19 protein-coding genes are annotated in these 21,936 nt (G+C 52.5%); 13 read left to right on the top strand and 6 right to left on the bottom strand.

Going from position 1 to position 21,936, the window contains the following annotated elements; all coding sequences use genetic code 11:
• Window positions 1-144 precede the first annotated feature (144 nt).
• Both NA197_RS04250 and NA197_RS04245 read left to right on the top strand, forming a co-directional pair.
• On the top strand, window positions 145-267 hold the full coding sequence (locus NA197_RS04250; RefSeq protein ID WP_001533779.1) for a hypothetical protein: 123 nt from the start codon (window positions 145-147) through the stop codon (window positions 265-267).
• Window position 268: 1 nt separating this feature from the next.
• Window positions 269-934 carry a GNVR domain-containing protein gene (locus tag NA197_RS04245; protein WP_064043426.1) on the top strand — a complete coding sequence of 222 codons (666 nt, stop codon included), beginning with the start codon at window positions 269-271 and terminating at the stop codon, window positions 932-934.
• 63 nt (window positions 935-997) lie between these two features.
• On the opposite strand, the gene setB is transcribed toward NA197_RS04245, so the two are convergent.
• Complete coding sequence (gene setB, locus NA197_RS04240) at window positions 998-2,179, bottom strand: sugar efflux transporter SetB (protein WP_064043425.1); 1,182 nt, start codon at window positions 2,177-2,179, stop codon at window positions 998-1,000.
• A gap of 368 nt (window positions 2,180-2,547) precedes the next feature.
• On the opposite strand from setB, the gene fruB reads away from it, so the two are divergent.
• Genes fruB through fruA form a run of 3 tightly spaced genes read left to right on the top strand, consistent with a single transcriptional unit; the run spans window position 2,548 to window position 6,321 of the window.
• Complete coding sequence (gene fruB, locus NA197_RS04235) at window positions 2,548-3,678, top strand: fused PTS fructose transporter subunit IIA/HPr protein (RefSeq protein ID WP_000487287.1); 1,131 nt, start codon at window positions 2,548-2,550, stop codon at window positions 3,676-3,678.
• Window positions 3,678-4,616: a 1-phosphofructokinase gene (fruK, locus tag NA197_RS04230; protein ID WP_000091249.1), complete on the top strand. Its 939-nt coding sequence runs from the start codon at window positions 3,678-3,680 to the stop codon at window positions 4,614-4,616. The genes fruB and fruK overlap by 1 nt, the downstream gene beginning before the upstream one ends.
• 16 nt (window positions 4,617-4,632) lie before the next feature.
• Window positions 4,633-6,321, top strand: coding sequence for a PTS fructose transporter subunit IIBC (gene fruA / locus NA197_RS04225; RefSeq protein ID WP_438796678.1), 1,689 nt, complete (start codon window positions 4,633-4,635; stop codon window positions 6,319-6,321).
• Window positions 6,322-6,385: 64 nt separating this feature from the next.
• Here fruA and nfo read toward each other — a convergent pair whose 3' ends face one another.
• Both nfo and NA197_RS04215 read right to left on the bottom strand, forming a co-directional pair.
• Window positions 6,386-7,243, bottom strand: coding sequence for a deoxyribonuclease IV (gene nfo, locus NA197_RS04220; RefSeq protein WP_000873916.1), 858 nt, complete (start codon window positions 7,241-7,243; stop codon window positions 6,386-6,388).
• Window positions 7,244-7,321: 78 nt separating this feature from the next.
• Window positions 7,322-8,371: a YeiH family protein gene (locus tag NA197_RS04215; protein ID WP_000137966.1), complete on the bottom strand. Its 1,050-nt coding sequence runs from the start codon at window positions 8,369-8,371 to the stop codon at window positions 7,322-7,324.
• Between the two features lie 120 nt (window positions 8,372-8,491).
• Between NA197_RS04215 and yieE the strand changes: the two genes are divergently transcribed.
• The 3 genes from yieE (at window position 8,492) to cirA (ending at window position 13,351) form a co-directional block, all read left to right on the top strand.
• Window positions 8,492-9,355 (top strand): DNA-binding transcriptional regulator YeiE, encoded by an 864-nt coding sequence (gene yieE / locus NA197_RS04210; protein WP_021000521.1) that lies wholly within the window; start codon window positions 8,492-8,494, stop codon window positions 9,353-9,355.
• Window positions 9,356-9,544: 189 nt separating this feature from the next.
• Entirely contained in the window at window positions 9,545-11,014 is a 1,470-nt protein-coding gene (gene lysP / locus NA197_RS04205) for a lysine-specific permease (RefSeq protein ID WP_371062127.1), read from the top strand.
• A gap of 345 nt (window positions 11,015-11,359) precedes the next feature.
• A complete protein-coding gene (gene cirA / locus NA197_RS04200) occupies window positions 11,360-13,351 on the top strand; it encodes a catecholate siderophore receptor CirA (RefSeq protein WP_000488254.1) in 1,992 nt (663 codons plus the stop codon).
• A 43-nt stretch (window positions 13,352-13,394) separates the two neighbouring features.
• On the opposite strand, the gene NA197_RS04195 is transcribed toward cirA, so the two are convergent.
• On the bottom strand, window positions 13,395-14,717 hold the full coding sequence (locus tag NA197_RS04195) for an MFS transporter (protein WP_000023813.1): 1,323 nt from the start codon (window positions 14,715-14,717) through the stop codon (window positions 13,395-13,397).
• Between the two features lie 32 nt (window positions 14,718-14,749).
• A complete protein-coding gene (gene serB, locus NA197_RS04190; RefSeq protein ID WP_064043424.1) occupies window positions 14,750-15,637 on the bottom strand; it encodes a phosphoserine phosphatase SerB in 888 nt (295 codons plus the stop codon).
• 216 nt (window positions 15,638-15,853) lie between these two features.
• Between serB and NA197_RS04185 the strand changes: the two genes are divergently transcribed.
• Both NA197_RS04185 and NA197_RS04180 read left to right on the top strand, forming a co-directional pair.
• Window positions 15,854-17,221: an L-serine ammonia-lyase gene (locus NA197_RS04185; RefSeq protein WP_064043423.1), complete on the top strand. Its 1,368-nt coding sequence runs from the start codon at window positions 15,854-15,856 to the stop codon at window positions 17,219-17,221.
• Window positions 17,222-17,225: 4 nt separating this feature from the next.
• On the top strand, window positions 17,226-17,615 hold the full coding sequence (locus NA197_RS04180) for a helix-turn-helix domain-containing protein (RefSeq protein WP_000876817.1): 390 nt from the start codon (window positions 17,226-17,228) through the stop codon (window positions 17,613-17,615).
• On the opposite strand, the gene fghA is transcribed toward NA197_RS04180, so the two are convergent.
• A complete protein-coding gene (fghA, locus tag NA197_RS04175) occupies window positions 17,604-18,461 on the bottom strand; it encodes an S-formylglutathione hydrolase (RefSeq protein ID WP_064043422.1) in 858 nt (285 codons plus the stop codon). The genes NA197_RS04180 and fghA overlap by 12 nt on opposite strands.
• Window positions 18,462-18,790: 329 nt before the next feature.
• Between fghA and folE the strand changes: the two genes are divergently transcribed.
• The 3 genes from folE to galS all read left to right on the top strand — a co-directional run bounded on the left by folE (window position 18,791) and on the right by galS (window position 21,788).
• Window positions 18,791-19,459, top strand: coding sequence for a GTP cyclohydrolase I FolE (folE, locus tag NA197_RS04170; RefSeq protein ID WP_001139611.1), 669 nt, complete (start codon window positions 18,791-18,793; stop codon window positions 19,457-19,459).
• 14 nt (window positions 19,460-19,473) lie between these two features.
• Entirely contained in the window at window positions 19,474-20,616 is a 1,143-nt protein-coding gene (gene yeiB, locus NA197_RS04165) for a DUF418 domain-containing protein YeiB (RefSeq protein ID WP_023224104.1), read from the top strand.
• Window positions 20,617-20,765: 149 nt separating this feature from the next.
• On the top strand, window positions 20,766-21,788 hold the full coding sequence (gene galS, locus NA197_RS04160) for an HTH-type transcriptional regulator GalS (protein WP_000628634.1): 1,023 nt from the start codon (window positions 20,766-20,768) through the stop codon (window positions 21,786-21,788).
• Window positions 21,789-21,936: the final 148 nt, after the last annotated feature.

Below are 21,936 nucleotides of genomic sequence, written 5' to 3'. Positions count from 1 at the left end.
AAAAGAGGAATTTTGATCGATTTTAATTATTTGTAACGATCGATATCATGAATTTGATAGTTTATATCTATCATTGATGTATTTACCGATCGATATAACCAGTGTGAATGTGTTGTTATTTTCCTTTAAAATACTCGAATTCTTATGTGTGGGTTTTATCTTATGAAGAAATATACGTTCGCAGCCAGGGCGTTTATTTTTACGCTGGTGTTGCTTTTTGTTATTTCAGTATGCGGGTTGACTATTAGCGTTTTAAAAGGGATGTGAAATGCGGGGAGAAAATAGTGAAATTGATTTAGTCGATGTTTCCTTATTCCTTATAAGAAAATGGCTAAGTATCGTGATCGCTACCTTTATTTTTGTCGCCATTGGCTATGTTTTTGTGAGCGTGCAGCATGATACAAAGGTTGTGAGTATGACAATCAAACCTAATCTGGATACGCCTGCTACCTATGCGTTATGTGGCTATACTAATGATATTCAATGTAAAACAACGGTTATCCTTAACCAGTTTAGCCGTTTCTTGCCTGCGAACTATAAAAATAAAATAAGTTTTGACGCGAAAAATCAGCTTGTCCTTTTTAAGGCGCAGGGGAGGGAAGAAAGTGTCAATAATATTATTTCCACCCTGAAAAATAGCGTCGATAAAATGGCAGCATGGTATATCGATGATGGTGACATTAAACGTTATAGCGTGCATAAAAATATGTTACAAACGGAAACATATACAAAGCTATCCTTGTTGTCGGAGGCGGTTAAAAATAATGCTAACATTGAAGTGATAGATGTTGCTGTCACACCAAAATATAAGATGCGGCTGGTGTTGGTTCTTTGCGGACTGATGGGCGTAATTTTCTCAATAACCGGTCTCTTATGTAAGAGGGCGCTAACAGAATATCGTATTGAGAAAAAGACAATGAATGACCGCGCATGAACATCGCGCAGAGATAAACTCTGCGCTGAATGTGTCGAAGAGTAAAAGTATCAGGCTTGCAAGTTAAACATCTTTAATACGCGCCAGGCAGAACATGGTGGCGACAATCATGACTAACGCAAACCAGAAGGCCGCATGATAATTCCAGATTTCTGCGGCGATTCCCGCCAGCGAACCGGCAATGATCCAGCCGACGCGAATGGTATTGGTATACAGCGTGGTGGCTGAACCCGCCTGGCCTGGCATCAGATCCTGAAAATAGAGCATGCCAATCCCGCCAAGAATGCCGATGTAAATCGCGTTCAGCAACTGTAAGCCGAGCAACGTTGCCGGTGCGTGCGCCAGCAACATCCCCGCATAAAAGCACAGTCCGGCGACAACGGCGATGCACATTAACAGGCGTTTTCCCAACCGTTTGGCGAAGTAACCTGCAATCAGCATTGTGGGAATCTCCAGCCCGGCGGCGGTGCCCATCATCACGCCTGCAAGTTTTTCCGGAAGATGCAGCTCATTGATGATAAACAGCGGCATATTAATGATATACAGGCTGTTAGTTCCCCACATTAACGTACAGATGACAAACAGCAACAGCGTATCGCGGCGATTACGACGCGGTGCTTCCAGCGTGCCGGTTGCCAGCGGCGCATCTTTGCGCATTGACGGTAAAAAGAACCACACCATGACGCCGCAGACGATAAAAGCTACCGCCGCGCTCAAATACATCACCGTAAAGCTAAAACCCATCGCCAGCGCATAGGCCAGCGGCGGCCCAATGACCCAGGCCAACGAGACCTGGGCGCGGAGGATTGAGCTGAACATCACCGCTTCACGACCTGTACGATCGGCATGTTCTCGGGCCAGCGCAAACATCTGCGGGTTGGCGGTAGAGCCGAAGCTACTGAGAAAGACGCCGATGAACAGCAAAATAAAGTAGTTGCGGTTCCAGGCAAACAACACGCAGGCCAACATGCCCAGCACGCAACAGAAAACGATCAGTTTTTTGCGATCGCCTTTTTTATCTGAGCGACCCGCCAGAAACTGGCTCACGATAATGCCGATAACCGCGCTGCCGGTAAAAAAGAAACCCACCATGCCGGGGCGGGCGTGAACCTCATCCGTCAGAAAAATACTGAGCGTCGGCGTCTGTAGCGCACCGGCAATACCGGTGAGAAAAGCGACGATCAAAAAGGCGGTAGACGTCAGGTCAAACGATTTGGGCGCAGCGGCGGCGGGACTGTTGTGCATGTTTCTATATCAGTGGTGTGAAGAGAGGCGGAGTTTACGCTGCCCGTCAGAAAATAAACAGGCGTCTGAATCAAAATCGACACGAAAAATCAAAATAGCATTCCAGTTTGTTACCAGGGCGTGCTGACGCAAGCTGAAAGAAAAAAGCTGAAGCCTTTTATGCGTCAGCTATTGAGGGACTGTTGGAGAAAAAATGTGCTTCACCTCAAAAAATTGCTACAAAACTGGTAACTTTTCTTGCGTGCTGAAGCAGAAAGATCCAGACTTCTTGAAACGTTTCAGCGCGATCTGGTTTTTTTGATAACTCAGATTGGCGCTTTTTTTCTCATAGTGGCTGAATCGTTTCAATTCAGCAGGAGAGGAGACACATGTTCCAGTTATCGGTTCAGGACATTCATCCGGGCGAGCAGGCCGGAAATAAAGAAGAGGCCATTCGGCAAATCGCCGCCGCGTTAGCGCAGGCGGGGAATGTGGCGGGCGGCTATGTTGACGGTATGCTGGCGCGCGAACAGCAAACCTCGACCTTTCTTGGCAATGGTATTGCGATTCCCCATGGCACAACAGACACGCGCGATCAGGTGCTGAAAACCGGCGTCCAGGTCTTTCAATTTCCGCAGGGCGTTACCTGGGGAGAAGGCCAGGTCGCCTACGTGGCGATTGGTATTGCCGCCAGTTCGGACGAACACCTCGGCCTGCTGCGTCAGCTGACGCATGTGCTGAGCGATGACTCCGTGGCTGAACAGCTGAAATCCGCGACAACGGCGGAAGAGCTGCGCGCATTGCTGATGGGCGAGAAGCAAAGTGAACAATTAAAACTTGATAATGAGACGATGACGCTGGATGTCATCGCCAGCTCGCTGGTCACATTGCAGGCGCTAAATGCGGCGCGTCTGAAAGAGGCGGGAGCGGTTGATGCGGCGTTCGTCGCAAAAACGATTAACGATAGTCCGATGAATCTGGGACAAGGCATCTGGCTGAACGACAGCGCGGAAGGCAATTTGCGCAGCGCTGTTGCGGTAAGCCGTGCGACCCAGGCGTTTGACGTAGAGGGTGAAAAAGCAGCCTTATTAGTCACTGTCGCGATGAACGACGAGCAGCCGATTGCCGTGTTAAAACGCCTCGGCGACCTGTTGCTGAACAATAAAGCCGATCGTCTGCTGAGCGCCGACGCCGCGACGCTGCTGGCGTTGCTGACCAGTGATGATGCGCTGACGGATGACGTACTGAGCGCGGAATTTGTAGTGCGTAATGAGCATGGTCTCCATGCCCGTCCGGGCACCATGCTGGTGAATACGATTAAACAATTTAACAGTGAAATTACCGTGACAAACCTTGATGGAACCGGCAAACCGGCAAACGGACGTAGTCTGATGAAAGTGGTGGCGTTAGGCGTGAAGAAAGGCCATCGTCTGCGCTTTACCGCGCAGGGTGAAGATGCTGAACAGGCGCTGAAAGCGATTGGCGATGCGATCGCCGCCGGTCTCGGGGAGGGCGCATAATGAGCAGGCGTGTTGCCACCATTACCCTTAATCCGGCTTACGATCTGGTTGGGTTTTGCCCTGAAATCGAACGCGGCGAAGTGAACCTGGTGAAAACCACGGGTCTGCACGCGGCGGGCAAAGGCATTAACGTTGCCAAAGTGCTGAAAGACTTAGGCATCGACGTCACCGTCGGCGGTTTTCTCGGTAAAGATAACCAGGACGGTTTTCAGCAATTGTTCAGCGAACTGGGTATCGCTAACCGCTTTCAGGTGGTTCAGGGCCGGACCCGCATCAACGTGAAGCTGACGGAAAAAGATGGCGAAGTGACCGACTTCAACTTTTCCGGCTTTGACGTGACCCCCGCAGACTGGGAACGCTTTGTTAACGACTCCCTGAGCTGGCTGGGTCAGTTCGATATGGTCTGCGTCAGCGGTAGCTTACCGGCTGGCGTGAGTCCGGAAGCGTTCACCGACTGGATGACGCGTCTGCGCAGCCAGTGTCCATGCATTATCTTTGATAGTAGCCGTGAAGCGTTAGTCGCCGGTCTTAAAGCTGCGCCGTGGCTGGTGAAACCGAATCGCCGCGAACTGGAAATTTGGGCGGGTCGTAAGCTCCCGGAAATGAAAGATGTGATTGATGCGGCGCACGCGTTACGCGAACAGGGTATCGCCCATGTGGTGATTTCGCTGGGGGCGGAAGGCGCGCTGTGGGTTAACGCCTCAGGAGAATGGATCGCTAAACCACCGGCGGTTGACGTGGTAAGTACCGTCGGCGCAGGCGATTCCATGGTTGGCGGATTGATTTACGGCCTGCTGATGCGCGAGTCCAGCGAACATACGCTGCGCCTGGCGACGGCGGTTGCCGCGCTGGCGGTCAGCCAGAGCAATGTGGGTATTACCGATCGTCCTCAGTTGGCCGCAATGATGGCGCGTGTCGACTTACAACCGTTTAACTGACAGCAGGAGAGGCATAATGAAAACGCTGCTGATAATTGACGCTAATCTCGGCCAGGCTCGCGCTTACATGGCGAAAACCCTGCTTGGAGCGGCGGCGCATAAAGCAAATCTGGAAATTATCGACAATCCGAATGATGCTGAGCTGGCGATCGTGCTGGGCGAATCTCTGCCGAACGACAATGCTCTGAACGGCAAAAAGGTTTGGCTGGGGGATATTGGTCGCGCCGTCGCGCATCCGGAACTGTTTCTGAGTGAAGCCAAAAGCCATGCGCCCCCTTACAGCGCCCCTGCTGCGGCTGTTCCTGCGGCGAGCGGCGGTCCGAAACGCGTGGTCGCGGTAACGGCCTGCCCGACCGGCGTCGCCCATACTTTTATGGCGGCTGAAGCCATTGAAACGGAAGCGAAAAAACGCGGCTGGTGGGTAAAAGTCGAAACGCGCGGTTCCGTGGGGGCTGGCAATGCCATCACCCCGGAAGAGGTGGCGGAAGCGGATTTAGTCATTGTGGCGGCGGATATCGAAGTGGATCTGGCGAAGTTTGCCGGTCTCCCGATGTACCGCACGTCGACCGGCCTGGCGCTGAAAAAGACGGCGCAGGAGCTGGATAAAGCCGTAGCGGAAGCAACGCCGTATCAACCGGCGGGTAAGGCATCGCAAGCGGCGACCGAAGGGAAGAAAGAGAGCGCTGGCGCATACCGGCATCTGTTGACGGGCGTTTCTTACATGCTGCCTATGGTGGTTGCCGGGGGACTGTGTATTGCGCTTTCCTTCGCCTTTGGTATTGAAGCCTTTAAGGTGCCGGACACGCTGGCAGCGGCGCTGATGCAGATTGGCGGCGGTTCGGCGTTTGCGCTGATGGTGCCGGTACTGGCGGGTTATATCGCTTTCTCCATCGCGGATCGCCCAGGCCTTACGCCGGGTCTGATTGGCGGTATGCTGGCGGTTAGCACCGGTTCCGGTTTTATCGGCGGGATCATTGCCGGCTTCCTTGCCGGGTATATGGCGAAGCTTATCAGTACCAAACTGAAACTTCCGCAAAGTATGGAAGCGCTGAAGCCAATCCTGATCATCCCGTTAATTTCCAGTCTGGTGGTGGGGCTGGCAATGATTTACCTGATCGGTAAACCGGTTGCCGGGATTCTGGAAGGGCTCACCCACTGGCTGCAAACCATGGGAACCGCAAACGCAGTGCTGTTGGGCGCGATTCTCGGCGGGATGATGTGTACCGACATGGGCGGCCCGGTGAACAAAGCGGCGTATGCGTTTGGCGTTGGTCTGCTGAGTACGCAAACTTACGCGCCGATGGCGGCGATCATGGCCGCAGGTATGGTACCGCCGTTAGCGCTGGGTCTGGCGACGATGGTGGCGCGTCGTAAGTTCGACAAAGCGCAGCAGGAAGGCGGTAAAGCGGCGTTGGTGCTGGGGCTGTGCTTTATCACTGAAGGCGCTATTCCGTTTGCGGCGCGCGACCCGATGCGTGTACTGCCGTGCTGTATCGTTGGCGGCGCGTTGACCGGGGCCATTTCTATGGCGGTAGGCGCAAAATTGATGGCGCCGCATGGCGGTCTGTTTGTTCTGCTTATCCCAGGCGCAATTACGCCGGTATTGGGATACCTGCTGGCAATTGTGGCCGGTACGCTGGTGGCAGGACTGGCTTATGCCGTCCTGAAACGTCCGGAGACGGAAGTCGCGGCAAAAGCGGCGTAAGAGAAACACGCTAAAAAAGGCAGAGCGCGCTCTGCCTTTTTTATTGCCTGAAGAACATTGAGCGTCAGGCCATCGCTTCGGCAATTTGCTGGGCTTTTAACCACGCAATCTCTTCCGCCCAGATATCAGGATTGATGGTCTCCAGTATCAGCGGAATACCGTCAAAACGCCCATCCTGCATAATCCAACGAAACGCATCGTGGCCGATATTGCCTTCACCCAGACTGTGATGGCGGTCAACGCGGCTACCGAAGGCGCTTTTGGCGTCGTTCAGGTGCATTCCGCGCAAATACTGAAATCCGACAATTTTCCCGAATTCGGTGAACGTTTTTTCGCACGCCTCTGGCGTACGCAGATCGTATCCGGCGGCAAAGGCATGGCAGGTATCGATACAGACGCCAACGCGCGACTTATCTTCCACGCCGTCGATGATGGCGGCTAACTGTTCAAACTCAAACCCCAGATTACTGCCCTGACCGGCTGTATTTTCGATAACTGCCGTAACGCCCTCGGTCTGCGCGAGGGCAATATTGATGGATTCCGCGATCCGCGCCAGGCAATCCTCCTGTGCAATCTGCATCAGATGGCTACCGGGATGAAAATTAAGCAAGGTTAAGCCGAGTTGTTCACAGCGTTGCATTTCATCGAGAAAGGCATCGCGTGATTTTTCCAGCGCTTCACTGACCGGATGGCCCAGATTAATCAGGTAACTATCGTGGGGAAGGATTTGCGCCGCTGAAAAATGATACTTTTCACAGGCGATTTTAAAGTCATCAATGACCTGGGGAGTAAGGGGGGCGGCACGCCACTGACGCTGGTTTTTTGTGAAAAGCGCAAAGGCCGTTGCGCCAATTTCAGCCGCGCGGGCAGGGGCGTTAGCCAGACCGCCAGCAGCGCTGACGTGCGCTCCGATGTATTTCATAAAAGACTCCTGTTAAACCCGCTAACGGTTCATTACGAACGCTATGATAACGGGTTAACAGGCGTGAAACGTAATAATTTATGCGATAAGGCTATGGATTAGGACGTTAATGGCGCCACCGCCAATAATCAGCCAGGCGAATAATGCCAGCGCCATCAGCAGCGGTTTCGCCCCCGCTTTTTTCAATGCGCTAACGTGAGTGGTCAGACCCAACGCCGCCATTGCCATCGCCAGCAGTACCGTGTCCAGCGTCACCAGCATATCCACCACGGCTTTCGGCAGCAGGTGGAAAGAGTTGAAGATCGCCACTACGATGAAGAAAATAGCAAACCACGGAATGGTAATTTTGCTTTTTTCCGCGCCGGTCGCCGGTGAAAGCTGTTTAACGCGCGCCGCCAGAATGATCAGGAACGGCGCCAGCATCATGACACGCAGCATCTTAGCGATAACTGCCGCATTTTCCGCATCCGGGCTAACGGCATGACCCGCTGCGACCACTTGCGCGACTTCATGCATGGTTGAGCCGATATAGATGCCGTAAGTTTCCGGGCTGAACCAGTGCGCCAGCAGCGGATACATTGCCGGGTAAAGGAAAATAGCGATGGTGCCGAAAATAACGACAGTCGCGACGGCTACAGTAACCTTACTGGCTTCCGCTTTTACCACCGGTTCTGTCGCCAGTACCGCCGCCGCGCCGCAGATACTGCTACCGGCGCCAATCAGCCAGCTGGTGTGCCTGTCCAGACCAAAGACTTTTTGGCCTAAGAAGCAGGCCAGCATGAACGTGCTGGAAAGCGTTAATACGTCAATCACAATGCCGCTAATGCCCACGTCGGCGATTTGTGAAAAGGTAAGGCGGAAGCCGTAAAGGATAATCCCTAAACGCAGCAGATGTTGTTTTGCAAACAGCACGCCGCCGTCGCATTGTTTCCATATTTGTGGATAGACGGTATTCCCGATAACCATACCCAGCAGGATAGCCAGGGTCAGGGCGCTGAACCCCGCGCCTGCAACGGCAGGGATAGCGCCGCCCCACAGGGCGACTCCTGTAATGACGGCGCTCAGAGCGAGCCCCGGTATAAAATGCCACATTGTACGACGATGATTCTGCAAGGTGAGTTCTGTCATAACCTTCTCCTGTATATGGACAATAAGGTTACGGTGATCTGGTTTAAAAATAAAATTGATTATATATTTATAATTAATCTTTATAAGTGGTAAGTGAAACGCTATCGGTGGGATACGACTATGCATATTACGCTACGACAACTTGAAGTGTTTGCTGAAGTACTGAAAAGCGGTTCAACAACCCAGGCGTCGGTCATGCTGTCATTATCGCAGTCCGCCGTTAGCGCCGCGCTCACCGATCTGGAAGGTCAGCTCGGCGTACAGTTGTTTGATCGGGTGGGGAAACGGCTGGTGGTCAACGAACATGGGCGCTTGTTATACCCGCGCGCGCTGGCATTGCTGGAGCAAGCGGTAGAAATTGAGCAGCTATTTCGTGAAGATAACGGCGCGATACGGGTTTATGCCAGTAGCACCATCGGCAATTACATTTTACCCGCCATGATTGCCCGCTATCGCCAGCATTATCCGGCCTTGCCGCTGGAACTCAGCGTGGGAAACAGCCAGGACGTGATTAACGCGGTGCTGGATTTTCGGGTTGATATCGGCCTGATTGAAGGACCATGTCACAGTACAGAGATTATTTCTGAGCCGTGGCTGGAAGATGAGCTGGTGGTCTTTGCCGCGCCGTCCTCGCCGCTGACGCAGGGGCCGGTGACGCTGGAACAGCTTGCGACATCCCCATGGATTTTACGCGAGCGCGGTTCCGGTACGCGGGAAATTGTCGATTATTTGCTGTTGTCGCATTTGCCGCGCTTTCATATGGCGATGGAGTTGGGGAATTCAGAAGCGATCAAACATGCGGTGCGTCATGGACTGGGGATAAGCTGTTTATCGCGCCGGGTGATTGCTGAACAACTCCAGGCGGGAACCCTGGGCGAAGTCGCGGTGCCGTTACCGCGCCTGGTGCGCACGTTGTGGCGTGTTCATCATCGGCAGAAACATCTTTCTAACGCGTTGCAGCGTTTTTTGAGTTACTGTGAATAAAGGTGAAGAGGAGGGCTGCCCGGGCGGCATCGCCATTTTTAGTATCCGCTTACGTATACGTTATTCTCTGCTTTACTTATAATCCGTGGCCGGTCATGAAGGTCTCTTATAACCGCGCATTTGTGTCGGAAGGATAGTATTTCGTCTGTTACAATCGCGCCTCATTTTTTGGATGGATAGCATTTTCACATGGGTTCCAAAACTAAAACCACAGAAGCGCCCGCGCTACGTCGCGAATTAAAGGCGCGTCACCTGACGATGATTGCCATTGGCGGCTCCATCGGGACAGGTCTTTTCGTTGCATCTGGTGCGACAATTTCTCAGGCGGGGCCAGGCGGCGCGCTGTTTTCTTATATTCTGATTGGTTTGATGGTCTACTTCCTGATGACCAGTCTTGGCGAGCTGGCGGCCTATATGCCGGTATCTGGCTCGTTTGCGACATATGGTCAGAACTATGTGGAAGAAGGCTTTGGTTTCGCGCTGGGCTGGAACTACTGGTACAACTGGGCGGTGACTATCGCTGTTGACCTGGTTGCCGCGCAATTGGTGATGGGCTGGTGGTTCCCGGACACGCCGGGCTGGATCTGGAGCGCGCTATTCCTCTGCGTCATTTTCTTGCTGAACTACATTTCTGTACGCGGTTTTGGCGAGGCGGAGTACTGGTTCTCGTTAATTAAAGTCGCGACCGTTATTATCTTCATCATCGTTGGCGTAGCGATGATTATCGGTATCTTTAAAGGTGTCGAGCCGGTCGGCTGGAGCAACTGGACGACAGGCGATGCGCCTTTTGCTGGCGGTTTTGCGGCAATGATTGGCGTCGCGATGATCGTGGGCTTCTCTTTCCAGGGAACTGAGCTGATTGGTATTGCCGCCGGGGAATCTGAAAACCCGGAGAAGAATATTCCGCGCGCGGTGCGTCAGGTGTTCTGGCGTATTCTGCTGTTTTATGTTTTCGCGATTTTGATTATCAGCCTGATCATTCCTTATACCGATCCAAACCTGCTGCGTAACGACGTCAAAGACATTAGCGTCAGTCCGTTTACCTTAGTGTTCCAGCATGCGGGCTTGTTGTCTGCGGCGGCGATAATGAATGCGGTTATCCTGACGGCGGTACTGTCTGCGGGTAACTCCGGGATGTATGCCTCGACCCGTATGCTCTACACCCTGGCCTGTGACGGTAAGGCCCCGCGTATTTTTGCGAAATTGTCCCGCGGCGGCGTACCGCGCAATGCGCTTTATACCACCACCGTGATTGCCGGTCTTTGCTTTTTGACCTCAATGTTCGGCAACCAGACGGTCTATCTGTGGCTGTTGAACACCTCCGGTATGACGGGCTTCATCGCCTGGCTGGGGATTGCCATTAGCCATTATCGCTTCCGTCGCGGTTACGTGATACAAGGGTATGATGTGAATGATTTGCCGTACCGTTCCGGGTTCTTCCCGCTGGGGCCGATTTTCGCCTTTGTACTGTGCCTGATTATTACGTTGGGGCAGAACTATGAAGCGTTCCTGAAAGATACCATCGACTGGGGCGGCGTCGCGGCGACCTATATCGGTATTCCGCTGTTCCTGCTTATCTGGTTCGGCTACAAGCTGATAAAAGGTACGCATTTCGTGCGCTATAGCGAAATGCACTTCCCGGAACGCGTTAAAAAGTAACGCGGTATTCTCGTCATAGGCCGGATAGGCTTTTATGCCGCTATCCGGCACTGACTGCCTGAATCTGACTCTTCTAACCCTCTCATTCGAGAGGGTTTTTTGTTTTTTCTTCATGATTGGTTCAAATGACATAATTATTAACAATTAAATTGATAATTATTATCGTTTGCTTTATCGTTACGCTCGAAATCAGAAAGGATGAAGATTCGGGCGCGACCGTCACTCATGAGCCCGACTCGCCTGCATAAAAAGAGTTCGCCGTGATAACCGTTATCGCAGGCGAAACGTAATGCGTTGTGAGCGATAACCGATTTTTTTGTCGTATTTACCTCATGGAGAAATGGAATGTTTAGGTTTAACCCTTTCGTTCGGGTAGGGCTTTGTATGTCCGCAGTTACGTTGGCCTGGCCGGTTGCCGCGGCAACGGATGATGGTGAAACTATGGTCGTTACCGCGTCCGCCATCGAACAAAATCTGAAAGATGCGCCAGCAAGTATCAGCGTCATTACCCAGCAAGATTTACAGCGCAGGCCCGTGCAAAACCTGAAAGATGTCCTGAAAGAGGTGCCGGGCGTACAGCTCACTAACGAAGGGGATAACCGTAAAGGCGTGAGTATTCGTGGTCTGGACAGCAGCTATACGCTGATCCTGATCGACGGTAAGCGCGTTAACTCCCGTAACGCGGTCTTCCGCCATAATGATTTTGATCTGAACTGGATACCGGTTGACGCTATCGAACGTATTGAAGTGGTGCGTGGCCCCATGTCCTCGCTGTATGGCTCCGATGCGCTGGGCGGCGTGGTCAACATTATCACCAAAAAAATTGGTCAGAAATGGCACGGCAGCGTCACGGTTGACTCCACTATTCAGGAACATCGCGACCGTGGCGATACCTATAACGGTCAGTTCTTTACCAGCGGTCCGCTGATCGACGGCGTGCTGGGAATGAAAGCCTACGGTAGCCTGGCGAAACGCGAAAAAGACGAGCAGCAGAGTTCCGCCACCACCGCTACGGGTGAAACGCCGCGCATTGAAGGATTTACCAGCCGGGATGGAAACGTCGAGTTTGCCTGGACACCAAACGAAAATCATGACGTTACCGCAGGCTACGGTTTTGATCGCCAGGACCGGGACTCCGACTCGCTGGATAAAAACCGTCTGGAACGGCAAAACTATGCGTTGAGCCATAACGGACGTTGGGATCTCGGCAATAGTGAGCTCAAATTCTACGGCGAAAAAGTGGAAAACAAAAACCCCGGCAACAGTAGCCCTATCACGTCAGAAAGCAATTCGATTGACGGGAAATACGTTCTGCCGTTAGCGTCTGTCAACCAGTTCCTCACCTTCGGCGGCGAATGGCGTCACGATAAACTGAGCGATGCGGTGAACCTGACCGGCGGTTCCAGTACTAAAACCTCCGCCAGCCAGTATGCTCTGTTCCTTGAAGATGAGTGGCGCATCTTCGAACCGCTGGCGCTGACCACCGGTATTCGTATGGATGACCATGAAACCTATGGCGATCACTGGAGCCCGCGTGCTTATCTGGTTTATAACGCAACGGATACCCTGACGGTGAAAGGTGGGTGGGCCACGGCCTTTAAAGCGCCGTCGCTATTGCAATTAAGTCCGGACTGGGCGACCAACTCCTGCCGTGGCGGATGCCGCATTGTCGGTAGCCCGGATCTGAAACCTGAAACCAGTGAAAGCTGGGAGCTCGGCCTTTATTACCGGGGCGAAGAAGGCATACTGGAGGGCGTGGAAGCGAGCGTTACCACGTTCCGTAACGATGTGGACAATCGCATCAGCATTAGTCGTACCCCTGACGTTAACGCCGCGCCCGGCTATTCCAACTTTGTCGGTTTCGAAACCAACAGTCGGGGACAGCGCGTTCCGGTCTTCCGTTATTACAACGTGAATAAAGCGCGTATTCAGGGCGTGGAAACCGAGTTGAAAGTTCCGTTTAACGAGGCGTGGAAACTGTCGTTGAATTACACCTATAACGACGGACGCGACGTCAGTAATGGCGGGAACAAGCCGCTTTCCGATCTGCCGTTCCACACCGCGAACGGTACGCTGGACTGGAAACCGGCGCAGCTCGAAGACTGGTCATTCTACGTATCAGGGAATTATACCGGGCGTAAGCGGGCCGACAGCGCAACAGCGAAAACGCCGGGCGGGTACGTGGTCTGGGATACCGGCGCGGCATGGCAGGCGACGAAAAACGTTAAACTGCGTGCGGGCGTTCTGAACGTGGGCGATAAAGATCTCAAACGCGACGACTACGGTTATACCGAAGACGGACGTCGTTACTTTATGGCGGTGGATTACCGTTTCTGACAGAGACTGGCGACAGCCGCGTTTTGCCGCTGTCGCCAGAATGTTATAACCGATGCAGCCTGGAGAGCAGCGCCAGCGACAGAGTCGTTAGCAGAATGGCGATCAACGCATAGATATAAACGCCCGACCACGCCCAGCTATTTTTCACCATAATTACCGGCACACCGGCCATTGCCGCGCCGACATAGCTGAACAATCCCCGAAAGCCGGTAATCGATCCCGCCGCATCCTTATGGGTCACATCCAGACAGCCGACGGCAAAAAGCATATGCGGTCCGTATAAGGCGAAGCCCATGATGGTGAACAGAATCGCGGTGAGGGTGTAAGAGGTATCCTGAACCAGCGGCACCAGCACGATGCATATGCACAGCGCTAACGCGAAGATTAATCCGGTCATCCAGCGGTTACTTTTGAACATAAAGTCAGACAAGTAGCCTGCCAGCAACCCACCCGCCAGTCCGCCCGCCTCAAACCAGGAAATAATCGAGTTCGCTTTTATCAGGCTCCAGCCGTGAACCTGCGAATAGTAAATCTGCGGCCAGTCGTTAAGGATGGTGCGCGCAATATAAACCGACATATCACCGATAATAATGATCCATACCAGTGGATTGGTCAGGATATATTTCACAAAAATCTGCCAGAAGCTCAGGTTGACCGGGCTGGCCTTGACCTGGGCCAGTTCCGTCGGGTCGTTACGCCACTGCCCCACGTTGGGCAAACCTAACGTACCGGGACGATCTTTAATGGTAAATAGCGCCACTATCCCCATCAGCAGCGAAATGGCGCCGGGAACATAAAACCCCATTTTCCAGCTACCACTAAAGGCGATAGCAAAACTGGTCAGCAGCGGCGCGAGGCTGCCGCCGATATTGTGCGCCGCTTCAACGATAGCCCACCAGCGTCCCCGTTCGTTTTTCGAAAACCACGAGGCCATAATTTTCGCCATCGGCGGAAAGCTGGTGCCCTGTAATATCGCGTTGAGGCTGTACAGTACGTAGAATGCCGCCACGCTATCGGAAAAGCCGAACAGAATATTTACAATCCCCACGCCAATCAGCACCGGGCCGGTCATGGCTTTCGGGTTAATTTTATCGACCAGCATCCCGCCGACAAACTTCATCGCGCCATAAAGAATGTAAAAAATAGAAGACATAATGGCGAAGTCTTCTGCGGTCAGCGACGTTTCCGTCAGCATGGCCGGCATCGCGGCGGAGAAGTTTTTACGGGTAAGATAAAAGACGGCATAAGAGATAAAGACTGAGGCGATAATCTCAATACGAAATTTTTTATAGGTCTGGTCTATCTCTTTTTTCTCTTTTACAATCGGCTTATCGGGCTGGCTGAAAATAAATGTTTTTATACTCATTTTAAAATTCCCTTCCGGCGAGGTGAGTCGCGTTATAATTCATCTTCAATAAGAAAAAGAAGCAATTCGAAACCGTGATAATTAATCTGATGGTGGATTTTTTCCCGTACAACCGGCTTCGCTTTCCAGGCAATACCGGTGCCAGCATGTTCTAACATCGGCAGATCGTTGGCGCCATCACCGCAGGCAATAATATTCTCCGTGGCAATATTTAACCGGGCAGCCAGGTCAACCAGCGTCTGTTTTTTGTTTGCGGCATTCATAATCGGCAAGGTAATGTTATCCGTCAGAACGTTATCGCGTATTTCAACCGTATTCGAAAAGGCATAATCCAGTTGATACCGTTCTTTTAGACGCTGGGTGAATATATCCAGTCCCCCGGAGATAATCGCGGTTTTAAATTCTTTGGCCTTGATGACTGGCAGAATAGTTAACAGGCCTGGCGAAAGGGTCATGCGATCGCATACGGCGTTCAGCACTGCTTTCGGCGTGCCTTTCAACATTCCGATACGTCGGGTAAAACTGGCGTTAAAATCAAGCTTGCCCTCCATCGCCTGTTGGGTAATGGCGGTGATTTGCGTCGACATGCCAAGCTCGCGGGCAATTTCATCCACGCCTTCTTCCGCAATAAATGTCGAGTCCATATCAAACGCGATAATACCGTTAGCAGGCAGTGGCTGCGGCTTAATAAAAAAATCAAACTGCCATTGCAATGAGAGTTCGCGTAAATAGCGATAAAATTCAGGCGTCAGACATTCCGCTGGCAGCGTAAACTTTAAATAAGCGGTATTGATAAGCGCGGCATAACGTTTATCAAATAATAGCGGAAACGGCATGGTGACGGCATTAAATAACGTTTCCTGTAATTTTTTCTGAAACGTATCGATATCCTGTGTAGTAATAAAATAAATAATGCTCATATGATAACTCCCTTAATTTACGGGTATTATAATGGCTCTTTTGCGGCGTGGAATCTCGTGCTATCACAGATATCACAGCCAGAAAAGGGCTAAAAAAGCGTTGTTTTTGATACCAGGTAAAGTTCAGACACAAAAGGTATCACTTTTGATATGCCAACTGTGCGAGGATGTTATTTATTACTGAACGCGAATGAGACTGAAAGGATTGATATAACGATGGAGAGTTGCCTTGATATATTCAAAATAGTAATAGGTCCATCCAGCTCACGTACCGTAGGGCCGATGCGCGCCGCCTGTCACTTTACTTCATTGCTCAGAGAACAAGAGACGTTGCCGCTAATTCGGGAAATTGAAATCGAGCTGTATGGCGCGTTATCGTTAAGCCGCAAGTGCCACAATGTGGATACCGCCCTGTATCTTGGGCTGCTGGGTTGCCAGCCGGAGAATGTCGATCTCCGTTCGCATATGGCGGTGATTAAGCGTGCGGAAAATGAAAACAAAATCGAACTCCCGCTCTCTGACGCGGGCGGAATCACGATAAAAGTCAAGATTATAGCTAATCACCAGGCGCATCCAGGCCATCCTTATGCCATGACGTTTCGCGCCAGGGATGATTATTTTACGGTGTATGAAGAGACCTGGTTTTCTACCGGCGCCGGGCAGGTTCGTAAACATGGCGAGCCGCTGACGCCATCGCTTCCTTTGCGTACAGTGTCGCCCTTTGAATTTAGTCATGCCGCGCAGTTGCTGGCGCTGTGTCGGCGTAACGGCCTGTCCGTGGCGGCGCTGATGATGAAAAATGAGCTGTGCCGCCACTCGCCACAGACGTTGCAGAATTATCTGGCGCAAATATGGGACGTGATGCAGCAGGCGGTTTATCGCGGCCTGCATACTGAGGGGGTATTACCCGGTCCCTATCAGGTACCGCGGCGCGCCTGTGCGTTACATAAGACGTTACAGGCTAACCGCTCCGCCAGCGATTTTTTAACCGCGCTGAACTGGGTCAATGCCTTCGCGATTGCGGTAAGCGAAGAAAATGCCAGCGGCGGACAGATTGTTACCGCGCCAACCAATGGCGCGTGCGGCATCATTCCGGCAGCGCTCTGCTGGTATGATAAATTTGTCACGCCGCTGGAGCCCGGTGCTCTGACCCGTTTCTTCCTGACCGCCGCCGCTATCGCGATATTGTTTAAACAAAACGCCTCTATTCTGGGATCTGAAGTTGGCTGTCAGGGGGAAATCGGCGTGGCGTGCTCAATGGCGGCGGCGGGCCTGGCTGAACTGATGGGCGCATCCGTGGAGCAAACGCTGAGCGCCGCTGAAATTGCCATGGAACATCATCTGGGATTGACCTGCGATCCGCTGGGCGGGCAGGTACAAATTCCCTGCATAGAGAGAAATGCCATCTCTGCCGTGAAAGCGATAAACGCGGCGACGATGGCGATGAGTCGCGTAAGTGAACCCTGTATCTCGCTCGATGAGATCATTGCTGCGATGTACGAGACCGGTAAAGACATGAGCGCTAAAAACCGTGAAACGTATCATGGTTCGCTGGGGAAAATTCAGCCGCGCAAGAGAGGGTAACAGCGTGAAATACAATACGATGAATAACGACGAGATTATCCTGTCGTTGTGCGCCCGCTTAAAGGAGACGCGCCTGTCTCTTTCGATGACCCAGCAGCAGCTTGCCGATCGCGCGCACGTTGGCATCGCCACCATCAAGCGTATCGAGAAGGGGGGAGGGCTCAATCTTGATACGCTAATTTCTCTCCTGCGGGCGCTGGATAAGTTGCATAATCTTGATGCGGTGCTGTTTGAATCCGAGCTGCGTAATTTTCACGAAAGTTATGAAGGCGGAGAGGGCAGCGGCCGCCTTCAGGTACGCCAGCAGGCCGCGGATTTAAATAATAAATCTTCCGCGCCGCAGTCGGAGGAGGTGAACTACAGCGCGGCGCTGGAAAATTCATTATGTTGGTGACGCCTCACGCTCGTCCCGTAAATACCGGACATGAAAGCGCAGATGGTCCTCGATGAAGGACGCAATAAAATAATAGCTATGATCGTAGCCAGGCTGGATTCTTAGCGTCATCGGCCAGGCGGTTTGCCGCGCGGCTTCCGCCAGTACGGCGGGCTGAAGCTGATCGGCGAGGAATTGATCGCTGTCGCCCTGATCGATGAGCACAGGAATGGCGTCCTGCGGCTGGCTGGCCAGCATTAATTCGCAGCTATCCCACTCAGTCCAGGCTGATTCATCTTCGCCGAGATAAGCGGTAAGCGCTTTGATTCCCCACGGCACGCGGCTGGGGTTGACGATAGGCGCAAAAGCAGAGACGCTGGTGTATTTGCCCGGATTTTTCAGCGCCATGATTAATGCGCCGTGGCCGCCCATCGAGTGCCCGCTGATGGCGCAACGGTCGCTGACGTTAAACTGTGTCTGGATAAGCGCCGGAAGCTCATCGCGCAGGTAATCGTACATGCGATAATGGCTGGCCCAGGGCGGCTGTGTGGCATTGAGATAAAACCCGGCGCCGTGGCCTAAATCGTATCCGCTATCGTCGGCGACCTGTTCACCGCGTGGACTGGTATCCGGCATCACCAATACAATGCCCAGTTCTGCTGCGATACGCTGCGCGCCTGCTTTGGTGGTAAAGTTCTCATCATTGCAGGTCAACCCGGACAACCAGTACAGTACCGGAGGCGGTTCATTATCCTGAGTCGGCGGAAGAAAAATGCTGAATGTCATGGCGCAGTTTAGCGTGGCGGCATGATGACGCCAGCGCTGCTGCCAGCCGCCAAAACATCGGTGCTCTTCGAGCATTTCCATGCGGGGGCTCCTTTTATAGTGAACCTGATAAGGTATGCAGATTCTTCATAATACAGATTATTCACCGCGTTGTGAGTAACTTTCACTTCCGTAATACATAAACATGCTTCATCATTTAAATAACGTTGCGTTAACAAATATGCCCTTTGTCCTGCCAGCATTCTCGCACCGGAAAAGATGTCATGAAAGGCAGCGACAATTTCAACAATTATGGGCGTGAATACTGGATTATGTGCGCTACCTCACGCACAATAATCACACTGTCACAATATTGACAAACTTTGCCCCATGCAGGGCAGAGGCGCCACACCTGCAGGAGAACACGATTAATGCCATCACTCAGTAAAGAAGCGGCCCTGGTTCATGACGCGCTGGTTGCCCGGGGGCTGGAAACGCCGCTGCGCCCGCCTATGGATGAACTGGATAATGAAACGCGAAAAAGCCTTATCGCAGGGCATATGACTGAGATTATGCAGTTGCTGAATCTCGATTTGAGCGATGACAGTCTGATGGAAACGCCGCATCGTATCGCTAAGATGTACGTTGACGAGATTTTCGCTGGCCTCGACTATGCCAATTTCCCGAAAATTACCCTCATTGAAAATAAAATGAAGGTGGATGAAATGGTCACCGTCCGCGATATCACGCTGACCAGCACCTGTGAACATCACTTCGTGACCATTGATGGCAAAGCGACCGTCGCGTATATCCCCAAAGATTCCGTGATCGGCCTGTCGAAAATTAACCGCATCGTGCAATTCTTCGCCCAGCGTCCGCAGGTTCAGGAACGTTTGACCCAACAAATTCTGACGGCGCTGCAAACCTTGCTCGGCACCAATAATGTAGCGGTATCGATTGATGCGGTGCATTACTGCGTGAAAGCGCGCGGTATTCGTGACGCAACCAGCGCCACGACGACGACGTCGCTGGGCGGATTGTTTAAGTCCAGCCAGAATACGCGCCAGGAGTTTCTGCGTGCCGTTCGCCATCATCCATGATTAAGGCGGAGACGATGGAGCGTAATGTCACGCTGGATTTTGTACGTGGCGTCGCTATCCTCGGTATCCTGCTTCTTAACATTAGCGCCTTTGGATTGCCGAAGGCGGCTTATCTCAATCCCGCCTGGTACGGCGCGATCGTTCCCGAAGACGCCTGGTCCTGGGCGATTCTCGATATTGTGGCGCAGGCTAAATTTCTTACGCTGTTTGCGTTGTTGTTTGGCGCGGGGCTACAAATGCTGCTTCCGCGTGGTAAACAGTGGATTCAGTCGCGCTTAACGCTATTGGTACTGTTAGGTTTTATCCATGCGTTATTCTTTTGGGACGGCGACATTCTGCTGGCCTACGGTCTGGTCGGGTTAATTTGCTGGCGACTGATACGCGATGCGCCTTCGGTAAAAAGCCTGTTCAATACCGGCATACTCCTTTATCTGGTAGGGATTGGCGTGCTACTGCTGCTGGGCGTGGTATCGAGTAGCGAAACCAGCCGCGCCTGGACGCCGGATGCGTCGGCAATATTGTATGAAAAATACTGGAAGCTGAACGGCGGCATGGAGGCTATCAGCAACCGGGCAGAGATGCTGTCGAATAGTTTACTGGCGCTCGGCGCGCAGTATGGCTGGCAACTGGCAGGTATGATGCTGCTGGGCGCCGCGCTAATGCGTAGCGGCTGGCTGAAAGGTCAGTACAGTCTGCGGCACTATCGCCGTACCGGGGTTCTGCTGGTGGCGTTAGGGCTAATGATCAACCTGCCTGCGGTCATTTTACAATGGCGGCTGGACTGGGCGTACCGCTGGTGCGCCTTCTTATTGCAGGCGCCGCGCGAACTGAGCGCGCCGTTGCAAACGCTGGGCTATGCCGCGCTGATGTTTGGCTTCTGGCCGCAGCTTAGCCGATGCAGACTGACGCTTGCCATTGCCTGCGTAGGGCGAATGGCGCTGACCAATTATCTGCTGCAGACGATCATCTGTACCACGCTGTTTTATCAGTTTGGCTTATTTATGAAATTCAATCGACTGGAACTCTTGTTCTTTGTCGTTCCGGTATGGGCAATAAACCTTCTCTTTTCCGTCATCTGGCTACGTTTCTGGCGACAGGGACCGGTCGAGTGGTTATGGCGTCAACTCACGTTGCGCGCGTCAGGATCGCTCAGATAACGATCTGGATCACATTCATTAACAAAATGGCTGTAACCGTTTCCATCCCTGTGATGTTTCTCACGCAGCCCTGGGCAGGGGGCTGACAAAATAGCCGCCTGCTAACGGGGCATTTGTGAGCATTTTTGAACTCAAACAGGGCAGTGAATATGATCACCATTCGTGATGTAGCGCGCCAGGCTGGCGTGTCTGTAGCGACCGTTTCCCGCGTACTGAATAACAGCGCGTTGGTCAGTCCCGACACCCGTGACGCCGTTATGCAGGCCGTCACCCTGCTGGGATATCGGCCAAATGCGAATGCGCAAGCGCTGGCCACCCAGGTGAGCGATACCATCGGTGTCGTGGTCATGGATGTTTCCGATGCCTTTTTCGGCGCTCTGGTGAAAGCCGTAGATCTGGTCGCGCAGCAGCACCAGAAATATGTTCTCATTGGCAACAGTTATCATGAGGCGGAAAAAGAGCGCCATGCGATTGAAGTCTTGATCCGTCAGCGTTGTAACGCATTGATTGTTCACTCAAAAGCCTTAACCGATCGCGAGCTGAGCGACTTTATGGATCAGATCCCCGGTATGGTGCTGATTAACCGTATCGTGCCGGGTTATGCGCATCGTTGTGTCTGTCTCGACAATGTGAGCGGCGCCAGAATGGCGACCCGAATGTTGCTGAATAATGGACATCAACGCATCGGCTACCTGGCCTCCAGCCACCGTATTGAAGATGACGCGATGCGCAGAGAAGGGTGGTTACACGCGCTGCAAGAGCAGGGGGTTGCTGCGTCGGAGAGCTGGATTGGCACCGGCACGCCGGATATGCAGGGCGGCGAGTCGGCAATGGTTGAGTTGCTGGGACGCAATCTGCAACTGACGGCGGTATTTGCCTATAACGATAACATGGCGGCGGGCGCGCTGACGGCGTTAAAAGATAACGGCATCGCCATTCCCTTGCATCTGTCTGTCATCGGTTTCGATGATATCCCTATTGCTCGTTATACCGATCCTCAGTTGACTACCGTGCGCTATCCTATTGCTTCTATGGCGAAAATCGCGACCGAGCTGGCGTTACAGGGGGCCGCAGGCACGCTGGATATCACGGCGACGCACTGCTTTATGCCGACCCTGGTGCGGCGCCATTCGGTGGCGTGGCGACAGAATGCGGTACTGATCACTAACTGATTACGCACCGCATGTAACCGTTTTCAATCTGTGAGTAAATTCACAGTTTATTAACATTGTGATAGTTATGATGACAACGTTTGTCGCACTGTAACTAATGTGTAACAGTTAGTTGTCAGTTTTACTGGGGTATTTCGCTTATAAAAAC

Origin of the sequence: Salmonella sp. NW884 (genome assembly GCF_051700745.1) — a bacterium.
Classification (GTDB): domain Bacteria; phylum Pseudomonadota; class Gammaproteobacteria; order Enterobacterales; family Enterobacteriaceae; genus Salmonella; species Salmonella enterica.
The sequence above is the reverse complement of the archived record's forward strand: the minus strand, read 5'-3'. Positions and strand labels throughout refer to the sequence as shown.

Coding starts and splice junctions, on each gene's coding strand:
- NA197_RS04250 (WP_001533779.1), top strand. CDS start 145: ATGTGTGGGTTTTATCTTATGAAGAAATATACGTTCGCAGCCAGGGCG.
- NA197_RS04245 (WP_064043426.1), top strand. CDS start 269: ATGCGGGGAGAAAATAGTGAAATTGATTTAGTCGATGTTTCCTTATTC.
- setB (WP_064043425.1), bottom strand. CDS start 2,179: ATGCACAACAGTCCCGCCGCCGCTGCGCCCAAATCGTTTGACCTGACG.
- fruB (WP_000487287.1), top strand. CDS start 2,548: ATGTTCCAGTTATCGGTTCAGGACATTCATCCGGGCGAGCAGGCCGGA.
- fruK (WP_000091249.1), top strand. CDS start 3,678: ATGAGCAGGCGTGTTGCCACCATTACCCTTAATCCGGCTTACGATCTG.
- fruA (WP_438796678.1), top strand. CDS start 4,633: ATGAAAACGCTGCTGATAATTGACGCTAATCTCGGCCAGGCTCGCGCT.
- nfo (WP_000873916.1), bottom strand. CDS start 7,243: ATGAAATACATCGGAGCGCACGTCAGCGCTGCTGGCGGTCTGGCTAAC.
- NA197_RS04215 (WP_000137966.1), bottom strand. CDS start 8,371: ATGACAGAACTCACCTTGCAGAATCATCGTCGTACAATGTGGCATTTT.
- yieE (WP_021000521.1), top strand. CDS start 8,492: ATGCATATTACGCTACGACAACTTGAAGTGTTTGCTGAAGTACTGAAA.
- lysP (WP_371062127.1), top strand. CDS start 9,545: ATGGGTTCCAAAACTAAAACCACAGAAGCGCCCGCGCTACGTCGCGAA.
- cirA (WP_000488254.1), top strand. CDS start 11,360: ATGTTTAGGTTTAACCCTTTCGTTCGGGTAGGGCTTTGTATGTCCGCA.
- NA197_RS04195 (WP_000023813.1), bottom strand. CDS start 14,717: ATGAGTATAAAAACATTTATTTTCAGCCAGCCCGATAAGCCGATTGTA.
- serB (WP_064043424.1), bottom strand. CDS start 15,637: ATGAGCATTATTTATTTTATTACTACACAGGATATCGATACGTTTCAG.
- NA197_RS04185 (WP_064043423.1), top strand. CDS start 15,854: ATGGAGAGTTGCCTTGATATATTCAAAATAGTAATAGGTCCATCCAGC.
- fghA (WP_064043422.1), bottom strand. CDS start 18,461: ATGGAAATGCTCGAAGAGCACCGATGTTTTGGCGGCTGGCAGCAGCGC.
- folE (WP_001139611.1), top strand. CDS start 18,791: ATGCCATCACTCAGTAAAGAAGCGGCCCTGGTTCATGACGCGCTGGTT.
- yeiB (WP_023224104.1), top strand. CDS start 19,474: ATGGAGCGTAATGTCACGCTGGATTTTGTACGTGGCGTCGCTATCCTC.
- galS (WP_000628634.1), top strand. CDS start 20,766: ATGATCACCATTCGTGATGTAGCGCGCCAGGCTGGCGTGTCTGTAGCG.